At 70.5% G+C, this 14694-nt stretch carries 15 protein-coding genes and 1 pseudogene; 11 read left to right on the forward strand and 5 right to left on the reverse strand.

Annotation, left to right across the window (positions count from 1 at the left end):
• Positions 1-230, forward strand: a pseudogene (locus ACIPM1_RS15200) (IS630 family transposase); the annotation flags it as partial.
• A gap of 96 nt (positions 231-326) precedes the next feature.
• Here the strand turns inward: ACIPM1_RS15200 and ACIPM1_RS15205 are convergent.
• Positions 327-899, reverse strand: coding sequence for a hypothetical protein (locus tag ACIPM1_RS15205; protein ID WP_402434018.1), 573 nt, complete (start codon positions 897-899; stop codon positions 327-329).
• A gap of 407 nt (positions 900-1306) precedes the next feature.
• Between ACIPM1_RS15205 and ACIPM1_RS15210 the strand changes: the two genes are divergently transcribed.
• From ACIPM1_RS15210 to ACIPM1_RS15225, 4 genes are all read left to right on the forward strand, one after another.
• Complete coding sequence (locus ACIPM1_RS15210; protein ID WP_402434021.1) at positions 1307-2122, forward strand: class I SAM-dependent methyltransferase; 816 nt, start codon at positions 1307-1309, stop codon at positions 2120-2122.
• Between the two features lie 146 nt (positions 2123-2268).
• A complete protein-coding gene (locus ACIPM1_RS15215) occupies positions 2269-2652 on the forward strand; it encodes a hypothetical protein (protein WP_402434024.1) in 384 nt (127 codons plus the stop codon).
• 129 nt (positions 2653-2781) lie between these two features.
• Positions 2782-3657 carry a PhzF family phenazine biosynthesis protein gene (locus ACIPM1_RS15220; RefSeq protein WP_402434027.1) on the forward strand — a complete coding sequence of 292 codons (876 nt, stop codon included), beginning with the start codon at positions 2782-2784 and terminating at the stop codon, positions 3655-3657.
• 317 nt (positions 3658-3974) lie between these two features.
• Positions 3975-4262: a hypothetical protein gene (locus ACIPM1_RS15225; protein WP_402434030.1), complete on the forward strand. Its 288-nt coding sequence runs from the start codon at positions 3975-3977 to the stop codon at positions 4260-4262.
• 208 nt (positions 4263-4470) lie between these two features.
• On the opposite strand, the gene ACIPM1_RS15230 is transcribed toward ACIPM1_RS15225, so the two are convergent.
• Positions 4471-6018: an FG-GAP and VCBS repeat-containing protein gene (locus tag ACIPM1_RS15230; protein WP_402434033.1), complete on the reverse strand. Its 1548-nt coding sequence runs from the start codon at positions 6016-6018 to the stop codon at positions 4471-4473.
• A gap of 343 nt (positions 6019-6361) precedes the next feature.
• Here ACIPM1_RS15230 and ACIPM1_RS15235 point away from each other — a divergent pair, with 343 nt between their 5' ends.
• Positions 6362-7006 carry a dihydrofolate reductase family protein gene (locus ACIPM1_RS15235; RefSeq protein WP_402434036.1) on the forward strand — a complete coding sequence of 215 codons (645 nt, stop codon included), beginning with the start codon at positions 6362-6364 and terminating at the stop codon, positions 7004-7006.
• A gap of 341 nt (positions 7007-7347) precedes the next feature.
• Here the strand turns inward: ACIPM1_RS15235 and ACIPM1_RS15240 are convergent, their stop codons facing one another.
• The gene (locus ACIPM1_RS15240; protein WP_402434039.1) at positions 7348-7758 is read right to left on the reverse strand and encodes a RidA family protein; all 411 of its coding nucleotides are present in this window, start codon (positions 7756-7758) and stop codon (positions 7348-7350) included.
• Between the two features lie 138 nt (positions 7759-7896).
• Entirely contained in the window at positions 7897-8931 is a 1035-nt protein-coding gene (locus ACIPM1_RS15245; RefSeq protein ID WP_402434042.1) for an SMI1/KNR4 family protein, read from the reverse strand.
• A gap of 226 nt (positions 8932-9157) precedes the next feature.
• Here ACIPM1_RS15245 and ACIPM1_RS15250 point away from each other — a divergent pair, with 226 nt between their 5' ends.
• The 5 genes from ACIPM1_RS15250 (at position 9158) to ACIPM1_RS15270 (ending at position 13984) form a co-directional block, all read left to right on the forward strand.
• Positions 9158-9841 carry a DUF899 domain-containing protein gene (locus tag ACIPM1_RS15250; RefSeq protein ID WP_402434045.1) on the forward strand — a complete coding sequence of 228 codons (684 nt, stop codon included), beginning with the start codon at positions 9158-9160 and terminating at the stop codon, positions 9839-9841.
• A gap of 135 nt (positions 9842-9976) precedes the next feature.
• Positions 9977-11149, forward strand: a complete 1173-nt coding sequence (locus ACIPM1_RS15255) for a winged helix DNA-binding domain-containing protein (RefSeq protein WP_402434048.1) — start codon at positions 9977-9979, stop codon at positions 11147-11149.
• A gap of 111 nt (positions 11150-11260) precedes the next feature.
• Positions 11261-12889 (forward strand): IS200/IS605 family accessory protein TnpB-related protein, encoded by a 1629-nt coding sequence (locus tag ACIPM1_RS15260; protein WP_402434051.1) that lies wholly within the window; start codon positions 11261-11263, stop codon positions 12887-12889.
• 248 nt (positions 12890-13137) lie between these two features.
• Positions 13138-13410 (forward strand): Imm21 family immunity protein, encoded by a 273-nt coding sequence (locus ACIPM1_RS15265; protein ID WP_402434053.1) that lies wholly within the window; start codon positions 13138-13140, stop codon positions 13408-13410.
• 142 nt (positions 13411-13552) lie between these two features.
• Positions 13553-13984 (forward strand): cytidine deaminase family protein, encoded by a 432-nt coding sequence (locus ACIPM1_RS15270; protein WP_402434056.1) that lies wholly within the window; start codon positions 13553-13555, stop codon positions 13982-13984.
• A 130-nt stretch (positions 13985-14114) separates the two neighbouring features.
• Here ACIPM1_RS15270 and ACIPM1_RS15275 read toward each other — a convergent pair whose 3' ends face one another.
• Positions 14115-14621: a nitroreductase family deazaflavin-dependent oxidoreductase gene (locus ACIPM1_RS15275; protein ID WP_402434059.1), complete on the reverse strand. Its 507-nt coding sequence runs from the start codon at positions 14619-14621 to the stop codon at positions 14115-14117.
• Positions 14622-14694 lie beyond the last annotated feature (73 nt).

A 14694-nucleotide genomic window follows, 5' to 3' on the forward strand; every position in this document is an offset into this window, starting at 1 on the left:
CGACGAGTTCGTCCTGGCTGAACCTGGTGGAGCGGTGGTTCGCCGAACTCACCCAGAAGAAGCTCAAGCGGGGCGTCCACCGCTCCGTCCAGGCCCTCGAACGCGACATCCGCAGCTGGCTCACCGACTGGAACGACAACCCCAGACCCTTCGTCTGGACGAAGACCGCCGACGAGATCCTCGACAAAGTCGCCGCCTACTGCCGACGAATCTCCGACTCAGGTCACTAGCAGGGCAGCGGTCCGGTCACCCATAGGGGACATTCCGCTCGACAACCGGGGGCGGCGCGCTGTTCAACGGGCAGCCCCCAGCAGATGCTCAGGGCGTCAGCGTCCCTGCCTGGAGCTTCGGCCGCGCGGCGGGCGCGGTGACCGTCGCGGCCTGCGTGCGGTCTGAGGCCCGGTGTCGGCGGCACCCGGCGAGGAGAACCCGCCGGGCACACGGGGAACGTCCGCTGCCGGGACCGTCTCGGCCCGCTGCACCACAGGGGCGGGGCGGTGCTGGGCGCGGCCCACGACGGAGGCGTGCGGGATCAGCGGCGCGCAGGTCTCGCAGACCTCTTCGATCTGCCAGACGCGGCCTACGGTCGCGTCGTGGCGCAGGATGAGCAGCACGCCGCCCGTGCAGTGGTGCCCCTTGGCCTGCGGGTGCGCCTCGCAGTGCTCGGCGCGGCAGTGGCAGGAGGCGTTGGCGCGGACGGTGGCGGCCCGGGCGTGGGCGGCCGCGTGCCGCGCGGCGAAAGCCCGCAGTCCGGCCAGGTCCTTGGAGCGCGCCGGCATCCGGCAGGCGGCGGTGCTGCAGGTGACGGTAGCCGTACGGTCGGCGTGCCCGGTGAGCCGTACGGTCCAGGACCGTCCGGGAATGCGCTCGGTGGGCGCTTCGCTGGAGGCGGTAGTCAAACGGGGCCGTCCGATCGTCGTACTCGAGGTGATGGGTGCGCGCGGGCGTGGTGCCAACCGTGTGGCCCCCGCAGGACGTCTGCGCCAGCAGCATTCTTCCCCCAATGGACCGGTCCCAAGCCCTGCCCCGCGGACGCAGGGGGTTCACCGGCAAGTGAGGCGGCCGAGGAGCCGTATGGGCGGGTTCGCATCCTGCCGGGGGCGCAGTCACAAACCCTCCCATGGAAAGGGCGTCTTTACTGGTCAGCCCCTGGAGCGCCGCAGACACGACAGAGCCGGCCCGCCTCCGAGTGATCGCGGGGAAGGCCGGCGCCGGCCCGGATGTCACTGGGTTTCTGCGGGTCACCGTGCCGCAAACAGGGGACGAACAGGGGCAGACGGGAAGCGGTGACGGTCGATGCCGGAGGATGAGTCGTATGACAACAGACGACGGCTACCTGCTGGACAACCGGCAGCACGAGGCCGGTCGGCGCTTCGACGCACTGGCCGAGCTCTTCGATCCTTGGACGCTCGACCACCTCGACCGACTGGGGCCGGCAGCCGGGTGGCGCTGTTGGGAGGTGGGAGCGGGCGGACTCTCGGTGCCCACCGCGCTCGCCGAGCGCGTGGGGCCCACCGGGCAGGTAGTGGCGACGGACGTCGACACCTCCTGGCTGACCGGCCCGATCCCCACATCGGTCGAGGTGATGCGTCACGACGTGGCCCGCGACGAGCCGCCGGCCGGAGGCTTCGACCTGGTGCACGCGCGCCTGGTGCTGGTGCACCTGCCTGACCGGGCCGAGGCGCTGCGCCGGATGGCCTCAGCGGTGCGTCCGGGCGGCTGGCTGGTGGTGGAGGACGCCGACCCGGCACTCCAGCCTCTTGCCTGCCCTCACGAGCGTGGCCAGGCCGAAGAGCTGGCGAACCGGATCCGCCGCGGGTTTCGCACGCTGCTCGCCCAGCGCGGTGTGGACCTCGCCTTCGGCCGCTCGCTGCCTGTCCTGCTGCGCGACGCCGGGCTGTGCGACGTCCGGGCCGAGGGCTTCTTTCCCCTCACCTCACCGGCCTGCCGGGAACTGGAGGCCGCGACCGTGCGTCAGCTGCGCAAGCAGCTGGTGGCGGGTGGGCTGGCCACGGACGCGGAGATCGACCGGCATTTGGCCCACCTGAGCGAAGAGGGGCTGGACATCACCACCGCCCCGCTCGTCACCTGCTGGGGCCGCCGCCCCGAACAGGCTTCCTGAAGAGTGTGCCCCACCAGCGAGAAGGCCCCCGGTCCACCAGCCGCGCAGCCGGAGGCCACAGCCCGTGTGCATGGCTGTCCTGCCGATGAGATGAGGTTCTGTCCTTAGCCGGCTGCGTGCGGGCGACACATGAGTGGAGTAGGCAAGTGATCGGGGGTCTCATCGCGCCGGCCCTGTTGGTGGCGCTGGCTGTCCGGTACGTCGTGGTGGCCGTCCGGCTCTGGGGGCATCCCGAGCGCGCTGCCGATGCCGCGCGGTCGTTCCGTGTGCGAGGGGCGCCGGGATGGGTCCTCACACGTGGCGTCGTGGTCGTCGCGGCCAACTTCGTCTTCATGGCCATCATGGTGATCGCGCTGGTCCTGGGACTCGCCGTCACGCGGACACGGAAACCGGCCGAGCCTTGGTCGGGGATCTCGGCGGTGGCAATCGGCGGGATGACGATCTGCTGGCTGCTGATCATCCTGATCGGGATCTTCAACAGGCCGCGTTTTCTGGTGGTCCCCTACCTCAGAGACAAGCGGCGGCTGTGAGGCCGGCGGCGCGCTTGGCGATCACTTCCGGAAGTGGCGAGACGCTTCCCTGACACCAACAGCGGCGCAGCGGCGCCGCCCGCGCCGCATGGGTGAAATAGCCGCGGGCCGCGCCGCGTTGCCGCAGCCATGACGACAAACGCTCCGCGGCCCGAGATTCTGCGATACACCGCCTTCTCCAGCGCCCCCGACGGCGGGAACCCCGCCGGCGTCGTTCTGGATGCCACCGGCCTGGACGACAGCGCCATGCTGGCCATCGCCGCCGGCCTCGGATACTCGGAGTCCGCGTTCCTTACCGGGCCCCCGGAGGATCTGGACGGCAGGCAAGGGCGGGCCTACAGCATCCGTTACTTCAGTCCCAAGGCCGAGGTGCCCTTCTGCGGGCACGCCACAGTCGCGACCGCCGTCGCGCTCGCCGAACGGACAGGCCCCGGTGAACTGCTCTTCGCGACGCGCACCGGCACCGTGCCGGTGCAGGTGACCGAGGAGGGCGGGACGGTCACGGCCACACTCACCAGTGTCGAGCCGTACGTCGAGAAGATCGCTGACGTCGACCTCGCGGAGGCGCTCGCCGCGCTCGACTGGCCGGACGCCGATCTCGACCCGGCCTTCCCGCCCCGAATCGCGTTCGCCGGTGCCCGCCATCTCGTTCTCGCGGCGGCGACTCGCGCGCGTCTGGCGGACCTCGCGTACGACTTCGCGCGTCTCGAAGCCCTGATGCACCGCCTGGACCTGACCACGGTCCAGTTGGTGTGGCGGGAGTCGCCCACCGTCTTCCATGTTCGTGACCCGTTCCCCGTCGGCGGCGTCGTCGAGGACCCCGCGACCGGCGCCGCGGCCGCCGCGTTCGGTGCGTACGCCCGCGAGCTGGGCCTGGTCCCCGAGGAGGCGGTTCTCAATCTGCGTCAGGGCGAGGACCTGGGCCGTCCCGGCGAACTCACGGTGACCCTGCGCGCGGGCGACTCACGCGTCCGTGTCGGCGGAACGGGAGTGCGCATCAGCTGAGGTGTTGTCCGGCCTCGACGGCGTGCTGGGATACAACGGCGTCCGCGCCGCTTGCCCACCGGCGCGAGGGTGACGTCACCCGTCTTGATCAAGGGCCCCGACCACGCCCTGTCGGAAGGGATTGACGGGGCCCTCGACGCCGTCGAACCTGATCCCTCATCCATCGAAGACGGGTAGGTTCCCCTGTGCAGCGCGCAAGCACCCGTATGAGAACCAGTTGGATCTGCTTGTCCCTCGTCGGTGCCGGCATTTTGGCTTTCGGCATCGTCACAGTCGTGGCACCACCTCCCCCCGAACCACTCATGCGGGCTGACGGCATGGCGTCGATCGGCATGGGCCTGTTCGGGATGGCGACGACACTGGGGCCGTTCCGCCGCCGGGATCAATGGGCATGGCTCACGCAGTGGTTCTATCCGGTCTTCTGGGTGGTGCACTGGGTGGCTCGGCTGCCGCCAGGCAAAGATCACATCCATCAGGTGGTGTTCATCGTCCTGTCGCTCACGGGTTTGCTCCTGCCAGTCCGTGAGTTCTTCCCGCGCCTCCGGCAGCCGGCGCAGAAGGTGATGAAGTACAGCGACGACGGCGCAATCGACCGCGAGCGATAGTCGTCCTGAGTCTTTGCGGAGTTGACGCACGCCGTCCCGTCGTTGCAGTCGAAGCGCCGGCTTCGGGGCGCCGCATGCCCCGGCCGCGAGGCCACGGCATGCGGTGCTTCGACAAGGGTTCTCAGCCGGACGCGTGGCGGTCCGCCGGCCCGTACGTGACCGAAGGCCGCGTACGGGCCGCTCGCCGTGGATCGCTCAGGCGGATCGTCTACTCGTCGATCGCCGCGCCGTAGCGCGCGTCCGTCGGCAGGCCGCCGAACGCGCTCGCGCCGTAGTTCCAGGAGCCGGAGGTGGTCAGGCCCGAGCTGCCCGCGGAGAACACCCAGACGTAGCCGTCGTTGGTGTTCTCCCCGGGTGCCGAGGCGAGCAGGCCGAAGCGGCCGTCGTCGTTCGGGTCGGTGAAGGAGACCTGGCCGCCGAACTTGTCGCCCTTCTCGACGGTGCCCGGGACGTTCGCGGTGCCCTGGGTCACGGACAGTGCGCCCGTGGACGTCATGCCCTTGGGCGAGCCGCGCAGGACCGTGAAGGCGCCCGCGTCCGCGACGCTGCCGATGTCCTCGCCCGCGACACCGATCGCCACGTCCGCGTACCCGTCGCCGTTGCTGTCGCCGACGGAGAGGTCGGTGCCGAAGCCGTCGCCCTGCTCGCTCGCGCCCGGCACGCCCGCCGAGTTCTGTGTCCACCACACGGGCGGGGTTCCCGGCCCCTCCTGGCCGGCGGGCCCGTCCGCACTGCCGTAGTAGACGCCGACCACTCCGCCGGTCATGCTCGCGCCACCGTCGTCCGGGCTGTGCGGCTCGCCGGTGACCAGGTCGTCGTAGCCGTCGCCGTTGACGTCGCCGGACGCGACGACCGGGCCGCCGCGTACCGCGGTGACCGGCAGCGGCTCCTGGCTCGACGCGGTGCCGGGCAGGATGTACGACCATCCGTAGCCCGGCTCGTCGCCCACGCTGGTGCCGGAGACGACCAGGTCGGCGAAGCCGTTGTTGTCGTAGTCGCCCGTGGTCATCGACTTGGGCTGGATGCCCGGCGCGTCGGCCGAGGCCCGGCTGAGCGTCTTCCGGGGAGGCGAAGTGAGCGTGGTGCGCGACTTCTGCACCGGGCGCCGGGCCTGCGGATCCGTGCTCTTGGCGATGGGCTGGGGGGCGGCCTCGAAGGCGTAGACCGTCAGCCCGACCGAGTCCATGACGGCGAGGAGGTCGCCCGGGGTGGTGTCGTCGAAGCGGGCCGCGGCGAGCGAGGCGCCGAACCGGCCGCCCGTGATGGGGTCGTCGGACTGGAGCCAGTCGCTGACCGATCCGGTGAGGCCGTTCGGCGTGCCCCAGAGGATGACGGCGCCGCCCGCGTTGGCGACGGTGCCGAGGTCCTCGCCGGGGATGCCGATGATCGCGTCGTCGTAGCCGTCGCCGTCGAGGTCGCCGGTGGCGAGCGACGTGCCGAAGCCGTCTCCGGTCTCGGCGGCGCCGGGTACACCCGTGGAGTTCTGGCTGAAGGCCGTCGCTCTGGTCGTGCCCATGCCCTTGGGCCCGCCGTACTGCACGGTGACCATGCCGGCGCCCTTGTACCCGCCGACCGCCGCCCCGGGGCCGCCGATGAGGACGTCGTCGTATCCGTCTCCGTTGAAGTCGGTGTTGCGGTCGTTGGCTTGTGTTCCGCCGGGTGTTCCGGCGTAGGCGCTCGGAGCGGTCGCGATGACCGCGCCCGTCACGAGGAGGAACGATGCCGCCGCGACGGCGGCCGAGCGGTGCTTGCGCATGAGCGGCTCCTTGGCTCAGATACGACCGGCTTGCTCGGGGGCGCGGGGGGTGTCCGGACAGGACCCGTTCCTGTGTCCGGTGCCGTGTTTGACGCCGGATGCGGAGGAAGGGTTGTACGGGAGGCGCATCCGCCCTGTACTTCGGTGCCCTCAACTGGTGCCGATCAGCGGGGTGTCGGCGACGACGTGCGGGTTCACCCGCTTCCGGCGAGGAATACTGGCACGGCGCCGCCGCAGACCGCTTCGTCTCGTCCTCCCCCGGGTCGCCCGGGGACGGGCGGTGCCCGATGAGTCCTGCCGGCCCGGGGAGTCATCACCGTCGTCGACAACGCAGGAGGAGCACATGCCGCAGTTGCTGAGAGTCCAGAACTTCAGTGTCTCGAGTGACGGGATCGCCGCCGGTGAGGACCAGAGTCTCGAAAGGCCGTTCGGTCACGTCGACCCCGAGAGGCTGTTCGCCTGGGCCGGCGCCACGGCGAGCTGGCCCATGCGCACCGACCCCGGAGGCAGCCGGGGCCTGGACGACTACTTCACGCGGGGTTACGCGCACAACATCGGCGCCGAGATCATGGGCCGCAACAAGTTCGGTCCCCAGCGCGGGCCCTGGCACGACCACGAGTGGCGCGGCTGGTGGGGAGAGGAGCCCCCGTTCCGCACCCCGGTGTTCGTCCTGACCCACCACAAGCGTCCTTCGTTCACGCTCTCCGACACCACGTTCCACTTCGTCGACGGCGACCCGGCCACGGTCCTCGAGCAGGCGCGGGAGGCAGCGGGCGGCAAGGACGTGCGCCTCGGCGGCGGGGTCACCACCATCCGGAGCTTCCTCGACGCCGACCTCGTCGACACCCTGCACGTGGCGGTCTCACCGGTGAAACTCGGAACCGGGCTACGTCTTTGGGAGTCCCCCGAGGAGCTGCTCGACCGGTTCCACCTCGACGTCGTCCCCAGCCCGAGCGGCGTGACGCATCACCTGTTCTGGCACAAGTGACACAGCCTCACCGTCGGTCCCGTCTTCGAGTCTCCCGGTGCCGCACAGGACGCGCACCCGTAGGCACTCGTGAGCGTCGCGCGAGGACCGCCGACTGGACGAAGGGAGCGCGGCCGGTCTGGTGGCAGGCAACCAGCGCAGACGTGACACAAGAGGATCGCCGGGACGGCTCCCCCGGCGGGAAGGCACCACCCGCCGCGCCGCCGTCAACACAAAACACCAGTTCAGAAGCGGACAGCGCCCGGTCTACGGGCGCTGGGGTGACCGAGCCGGGGCGATGGAGCCACGCAATACACATCCATCCGTGGCCACGCTCTGCCGCCGCAGCGCGGCGCCGGGTCTCACGAATCGAGTACGGCGGCCACGGCCTCGATCTCGACGAGCTGGTCCTTGTAGCCGAGCACGGTGACGCCCATCAAAGTGCTGGGGACGTCATGGTCGGCGAACGAGTCCCGGACCACCTCCCAGGCAGCGACCAGGTCCTCCCGCCGGGCCGATGCGACAAGCACCCGCGTACTGATGACGTCCCGCAGTGACGCGCCCCCGGCGGTGAGAGCAGCCTGCATGTTCTCAACGGCTTTCGCGGCCTGGCCCGCGTAGTCCCCGATCGCCGCCGTCGAGCCGTCGTCGTTCAAGGGACACGCCCCAGCGAGGAAGATCAGGCGGGACTCGGCGGGCGCCGTGGCCGCATAGGCGTACTCGGCGACGTCGGAGAGGGAGTCGGAGCGGATCAGGGTGACGGCACGAGCCATGGTCGTCGGGTCCTTTCCCATCGAATGCGGAGCGCGGCCATCCTGCCAACCATGCACCGGCATCCGCCTTCTGCTTTTCCCAGCAGCCTGGGAGTGCCGGTTCGTCCGCCGTTCAGCGCGTCGCCCTCACGTGCCCGGCTACCCATCCTCTCCGGCCGCGGAAGCGAGTTCGTGGAGCAGCGCGGCCACGGCGGCCTCGGTCAACCGGTAGCCGTCGGCGGTCTCCGCTATGTGGCCCGAGGCGAGGCGGGACTTCCACCACTGTTCGACGAAGCCGGGGGCGTATCCGCCGGTGCAGAAGCCGTACGGATCGCGTGCGACGCCGAAGGCGATCATGAGCCCGTAGTACGGCTGCGCGTAGGAACGCCGGGACTGGGGAGGGTTCGCAAGGTAGCCCTCGAAGGAGCCGACCTGGTTGAAGCTGGTGAACAGCCAGAACAGGTAGTCGTACATCAACATGGAGCGCGCGTCGGCGTGGAGGGCGAAGTACCCCTTGTCGCGTACGACGGCCTCCGCGAGCGCCCGCATGCGCCGGTCCGCGTCGGGCAGGACGTCCGCGACCTCGCGGAAGCCACGCAGCAGGACCGGAGAGAAACTGCCGTCGCGCACCGCGGCCAGGGCGGCGAGCCGGTCCTGCTCCGAGGTGTCGTAGGCGGATCCGTCGACCAGGCCCGTGATGAACGCCTCGAAGTTCTCCGCGACCGGAGTGATCGCGAAGTCGTACTCCTGGGCGACGTGGACCACACTCGGCTCGCCGAGCCTGCCGCACGCGCGGTAGTCGAGGGCGAGCATGTCGTGGCCGGCGGAGGGAGTGGCGGCGAAGTAGACGCCGATGTCGGGGTAGTCCCACGTGTCGATCCAGAACCGGCTGCCGAACGTGCCGCCGAGCGACTGCGGCCGGGCCCGTCCGACACCCCGAATACCGGTGATCTCGATGTGGTCGTCGGCCCAGGAGGTCGGCTCGGTCATCGGGAAGTGGGCCCGGGTCGGAACACCGCCGTTGCGCGCGGCCATCAGCGCGAGGTAGGAGGCCGGCAGCCGGTAGCCACCGAGCTCCTCCTCCAGCGAAGCGATCAACTCTGGCGAGGGCGGGGCCTCCTCCAGGTACTGCTCCAGGGCGTACGTCGAGTCCTCCCAGAACCCGGCGATGTCGAAGCCCTCGAAGTGTCCCACTGCGCCCTCCCGCGCCCACTCGTCCGACGATGGTCCGTGCGGCGCCCGGACGTGACCGCGGTCGTGCCGGGTTCACCGGTGCATCGACGTTGCCGCGTTCCCGGGCTCCGTGTGCCAGTAGATCATCAGCGAGGTGACCGGCTTCGCCGGCGACCGATGAGTTCCGGTGGCCGCCGGGGTCTGTCTCTACGGAAGCGAAGCCGCGCTCGACCTCTGTGAGGGGACCATGACCAACCACGCCCTACCACCCGTCGTCGACGCCGCGACCTGGGAGCACCGGCTCGAGGCGCTGCGTGCCCGGGAGAAGGCCGCGACGCGGGAGCTCGACGCCGTCGCCGCCGAGCGCCGCCGCCTGCCGATGGTCGAAATGCCCGACTACACCCTCGAAGGAGAGGACGGCCCGGTCCGGCTGGCGGACGTCTTCGAAGGCAAGAAGCAGCTGATCGTCTACCACCACATGTGGTTCGCGGGCAAGGAATGGCAGTGCCCCGGCTGCACGGGGTTCACCTCGCAGTTCACCCGCCTGGAGTTCCTGGACGCCTACGACGCGCGGTTCGTCGTCGTCACCCAGGGCCCGATCGAGGAGGCACTCGCCTACAAGCGGCGGGTCGGCAATCGGATGGCGTGGTACTCGACCGCCGACAGCTCCTTCGGGGCCGACGTCGGCGCACCGCCGGACGGAGGGTTCGCCGTCAACGTGTTCCTGCGCGACGGCGGCACCGTCTACCGCACCTGGCACACCAACGGCCGGGGTACCGAGCAGCTCAGCCACACCTTCGCGCTGATCGACGTCTTGCCCTACGGACGGCAGGAGGAATGGCAGGACTCGCCCGAGGGCTGGCCCCAGTCGCCCACCTACAGCCGGTGGGCGACGTCCCAGGACATCGCTGAGCGTTACGGCGCGGGGTGAGCATCATGGCGTCGGCGGCACGCGGCTCGTCGTGCCGCCGTCCCCGCATCCCCCTGGGCCGTGCGAGCTTCTTCAACTGACCGGTTTCTCCCGACGATTGACGCCAGTGACAGCCGGGAGTGGCACGATCCGGCCATGACCCTCACCGCGCGTCAGCTCGCCCTGGCCACCTTGGACCGTCAGCTCCTGCTCGAACGCCGGCGCCTCGATGTGGCGGAGGCGGTTCGCCGGGTGTGCGCTCTGCAGGCGCAGACACCGGCCTCACCGTACCTGGCGCTGTGGAACCGCGTGCAGGACTTCGCGCCCGGGGACCTTGACGCGGCGTTCGCGGACGGCCGTGTCGTGAAGGCGACCCTGATGCGCATCACGCTGCACGCCGTGCACGCCGAGGACTACGCGCCCTACCGCGCCGCGATGCTGAGCAGTCTGCGGGCATCACGGCTCTACGACCGCCGCTTCACCGCGACAGGCCTGAACCCCGCCGACGCCGACGCACTGCTTCCCGAGCTCGCGGGGTTCCTGGCGCGGCCCCGCACCGGCGCCGAGGTGCAGAGCGAGCTCACGGGCCGGTACGGCGAGCACGCGCACCGCGTGTGGTGGGCGCTGCGCACGTACGCGCCGGTGCACCATGCGCCGACCGGCGGCCCGTGGTCGTTCACACAGCCGAACGCCTACCGGGACTCCTCGGCGGCCCCCGGGTCCGCGTCGCAGGAAGCGGGCGCCGGGGTCGAGGGGCTCCTGGTCGCCTACCTGCGGGCGTTCGGGCCTGCGTCGGCCCAGGACTTCGCCCGGTTCACCCTGCTGACGCGCCCGGTGATCACCCGGGCGTTGCACGAGCTCGGCGACCAGGTGGTGCGGGTGACGGGTCCGGGCCGCGCCGCCCTGTTCGACCTGGCGGGTGCCACCGTGCCCTCCGAGGACACCCCCGCGCCGCCGCGGCTGCTGCCGATGTGGGACAGCACCCTGCTGGCCCACGCCGGGGCAGGACGGGTGGTGCCCGAGGAATACCGGCCGCTGGTCGTGCGGCGCAACGGCGACGTGCTGCCCTGCCTGCTCGTCGACGGTCGGGTCGCCGGAGTGTGGCGCACGACCGACGGCGGACTGGAGCTGACCGCCTTCCACCAGCTCGACAAGGCCGCGTGGCGAGGCTTGACCGAGGAGGCGCAGAAGCTGTCCGTGCTGCTCGCCGACCGCGATCCAGCCGTCTACCGGCGCTACGGACACTGGTGGGACAAGGGGTTCGGAACTTTCCCTGCTAACTGTGCGAGAACGCGTTGTGGCATGTGTGAGGGAGTCCCCCGGTCATGAGTTCGTGAGCCCCGAAGCGGAGACTTGTGTTCTCCTCTCGAATGCGTGACCTTTACCGGTGGCTGTCGTTGGGATTCGTGACGGATTTCTGCGACACAGGGAGGTGGACGGGTGGGCGCGCTGCGGGAGCCGGCGGCGCCGTTCGTGGTGCCTGACCCTTCGGGTGTCGCGGTCCGTACCCGGCTCAAAGGCTTGACGGCCGAGGACGAGAAGGTCCTGCGCCGGGTCGGTGATCATCTCGGGGTGCTCGCCTGCCGTGATCTGAAGGCACGGTGTTCGGCGGGGTTGGATCACGACAGTGACCAGTGGGCTGAGCGCAAGCGTGTCCTGACCGTGGAGTCCTCCTCCCGCTGGGCCGGGTCGGTCACCAAGGCCACGCACGAGCAGTGGGCGCTCGCCCGGCGTGGGCGGCTCGCGCACATCCACAGCCTCCAGGCGGGCGTACGCATGATCAGGCACCGACTGTCCCTGCCCGTAGGAGAGAAGGGATCGAAGCAGGCGCCGGGCGGCTATCGCAGCAGGCGGGAGTGGTTCGCCAAGTCCCGCCGACTGCATGTCCTCGAAGACCGGCTCCGGGCGGCGCAGGCCGACTGGCAGGCCGGCGTCGTGCGTGTGGTGCGCGGCGGCAAGCGGCTGCTGAACACCCGCCACCATCTGCAGACCGCCAAACTGACCCCCGGGCAGTGGCGGCTTCGATGGGAGGCCAAACGCCGGTTCCTTCATGCCGACGGCGAATCCGGCAAGCGGTACGGCAACGAGACCGTCCGCGTCACACCCGACGGCGAGGTCTCACTCAAGCTCCCTGCGCCGCTGGCGTACCTGGCGAACGCACCGCACGGCCGGTACGTCTTCACAGCGAAGGTGACGTTCGCGCACCGGGGTGAGCAGTGGGCGGACCGGGTAGCCGCCCACCGGGCGGTCGCCTACCGCATCCACGAAGACGTGCAGCGGGGGCGCTGGTACCTGACCGCGTCCTGGACCATCCCACCGACCAGGACCGTACCGCTGGATGCTGTCCGCGCGAACGGCCTGGTCGGTGTCGACACCAACGCCGACCACTTGGCGGCTTGGCGCCTGGATCGGCACGGCAACCCCGCTGGCCAGCCCCGTCGCTTCGGCTACGACCTGACCGGCACTGCCTCGCACCGCGACGCGCAAGTCAGGCACGCCCTGATCCGCCTGCTGCACTGGGCCCAGCGCCTGGGCCTCGCGATCGCGGTCGAGGACCTCGACTTCACCGCGGAGAAGACCCGCGAGAAGCACGGCGGCCGCAAACGCTTCCGGAAGCTGATCTCGGGCATGCCTGTCGCCCGGCTGCGGGCCCGGCTGGTCAGCATGGCGGCCGAACTCGGCATCCCCGTCATCGCCGTCGACCCCGCCTACACCAGCCGCTGGGGTGCCCAGCACTGGCAGAAACCCCTCAGCAGCACAACTCGCAAGACCACTCGCCACGACGCGGCAGCGGTGGCGATCGGAAGGCGCGCCCTGGGACACCCGATCCGGCGACGGACGGCACCGCCCCCCACCCACCAGAGCGATGGATGCGGGCATCGGACCGTCCAGGCCGAACCGGGGACCCCGGGACGTGAGGGAGCCCGCCCCCACATCCCCGGACCACGGACACGATCCGTGCACCCGGGACGCGGCGCGAAAGCGGGCGACCAGTGTGCCCAGCACCGTTCGGAGCACACGGCTGAGCACGAGTCCTGGCAACAAGACTCACTCCCGCTCAGTCTTTAGGAACGGTTTCCCGAGGTCGAGAGGAGGGTCTTCAGGAGCTGAACGCGTCCCCCGACTTCCCCTCCCCCTCAGGGCGACCACTCGACGGCAGCCGCATGTCGGCACGTCGGCCCGGTGTCGGCGGGAGCTCCGCATCCGGGGTGCGCCCGGGCGGGGAACTGTCAGTGGCTGGGGGCACACTGACGGGATGAGCCTCTCCTGGTCCGCCACAGCTGATGCGGCCCAAGCCCCCTGTCTGGGTGGAATCGATGGGCGGCCCGTTGGGCGTCGTCCCCCTCTCGGCGCCGGCCGCGTGGAGGGAGTGCATGGAGACGGGGATGGTCGTGGGAGACGCGACCGCTCCGGACGACTACGACCGAGCCTGCGTGGACGACCTGGCCGCGGCGATCGCCGTGGGCGCGGGCGGTGGGCAGGCGATGGTTCCGCTGCCCGTCGGCCGCTGGAGGGTCCGAGCCGTCCACACCGGAGCGGACGAGGGGCCCTCGGTCGGCCCGGTGCAGCTTCTGCCCGCCGGCGTCTGAACGGGGAGAACTGCGCCAGGTGCACGCGCGCGCATCGCTGCCCGGTTGGGCTTGTTCTTGTTCGGCCGGATGACGCAGCGGCGGGGCAAGATGATATTCGCTTGCGCCCCCAACGTCACTCAGGTCAACGTCGCTTGACACCTTGACGAAGACAGAGGAGACGACCGTGCAGAGCCATCCCGTCGACCACGAACTGATCCAGGCTGCGGCGCACGTAGCCCGCACTCGTTGCCGGGGTGACAACCACACGATGGCGGCCGCGGGCCGCGCTCGGGACGGCCGGATCGTGACGGCGGTGAACGCCTACCACTTCACCGGAGGCCCCTGCGCCGAGCTGGTGCTCATCGGAACGGCGGCCGCCCAGGGGGTGTACGAGTTGGACACGATCGTGGCCGTGGGTGACCGCGACCGGGGGGTCGTCCCCCCGTGCGGCCGATGCCGCCAGGTCCTTCTCGACTACTTCCCGGCCATCGAGGTCATCGTGGGCGAAGGCGACCGCGTGCGCACCGTCGGTATCGCCGACCTTCTCCCCGAGAGCTACGTCTGGGCCGACCACCAACTCGACGCCGAGTGAAAACGGCGGGCGACCCACTACGGGATACACGCCGACCCCGATCTTGGGCGCCTTCAACTCGCCTACAGCGAAAGCCGCGTCCCAGGCTCGTCGCTCGTCGGATCGGTGTAGCTGTCGAGGACGAGGGCGGTCAGGGCGGCGGAGAGTCGGTTCCGGCGACCAGGCGCACGAAGGGAATCGACCTTCCGGCTTCGCGGAATCCGGCATCGGTCCCGTGCGACGGCAGGCCCATGAACGCGCACAGGCGGCGTGCGATCCGAGGATGCAGGGCGGCGTAGTGCGCCATGATCTCGGCCCCGTCGTCCGAGGTGAGGAAGTGGGCCGTCACGGCGTACCGGCGGCCGCCCACGCGGATGACCGTCCTGGGCTCCGCCCGTAGGTTGCGGTACCACGCCGCCCCCGGACCGAAGCCGGAGGCGACGATCCAGCTGCCGTCGGACGGTTCGTACCCCACTGCCTCGAGGATCACCTGGCGGTCGAGGCCCGTGACGCGACCTCGGTGGTGCAGTAGGAGCAGCCGTCGGCCGAAGACCCATCCCAGGCCGCAGCGGAAGAAGAGAAGCGGCAAGCGAACGGCGAGGCGCCGCCAGCCGGTGGGGAGCGGGGGCCGCTCCGGCTCGGTGTGCCTGTCAGGCATCGTCACCTTCCAAGGGGTCGGAAACGGCTCTCGGCATCGATGGGCCAAGGATCGCGGCCGGGGCTGCTGCACC

It is taken from the genome of Streptomyces sp. NPDC086766, assembly GCF_044746005.1.
Taxonomy (GTDB): domain Bacteria; phylum Actinomycetota; class Actinomycetes; order Streptomycetales; family Streptomycetaceae; genus Streptomyces.

Excerpts from the sequence above, each read along its gene's own strand:
- ACIPM1_RS15210 (WP_402434021.1), top strand. The coding sequence starts at position 1,307 with ATGAGTCGTATGACAACAGACGACGGCTACCTGCTGGACAACCGGCAG.
- ACIPM1_RS15220 (WP_402434027.1), top strand. The coding sequence starts at position 2,782 with ATGACGACAAACGCTCCGCGGCCCGAGATTCTGCGATACACCGCCTTC.
- ACIPM1_RS15225 (WP_402434030.1), top strand. The coding sequence starts at position 3,975 with ATGGCGTCGATCGGCATGGGCCTGTTCGGGATGGCGACGACACTGGGG.
- ACIPM1_RS15230 (WP_402434033.1), bottom strand. The coding sequence starts at position 6,018 with ATGCGCAAGCACCGCTCGGCCGCCGTCGCGGCGGCATCGTTCCTCCTC.
- ACIPM1_RS15235 (WP_402434036.1), top strand. The coding sequence starts at position 6,362 with ATGCCGCAGTTGCTGAGAGTCCAGAACTTCAGTGTCTCGAGTGACGGG.
- ACIPM1_RS15240 (WP_402434039.1), bottom strand. The coding sequence starts at position 7,758 with ATGGCTCGTGCCGTCACCCTGATCCGCTCCGACTCCCTCTCCGACGTC.
- ACIPM1_RS15250 (WP_402434045.1), top strand. The coding sequence starts at position 9,158 with ATGACCAACCACGCCCTACCACCCGTCGTCGACGCCGCGACCTGGGAG.
- ACIPM1_RS15255 (WP_402434048.1), top strand. The coding sequence starts at position 9,977 with ATGACCCTCACCGCGCGTCAGCTCGCCCTGGCCACCTTGGACCGTCAG.
- ACIPM1_RS15265 (WP_402434053.1), top strand. The coding sequence starts at position 13,138 with ATGGGCGGCCCGTTGGGCGTCGTCCCCCTCTCGGCGCCGGCCGCGTGG.
- ACIPM1_RS15275 (WP_402434059.1), bottom strand. The coding sequence starts at position 14,621 with ATGCCTGACAGGCACACCGAGCCGGAGCGGCCCCCGCTCCCCACCGGC.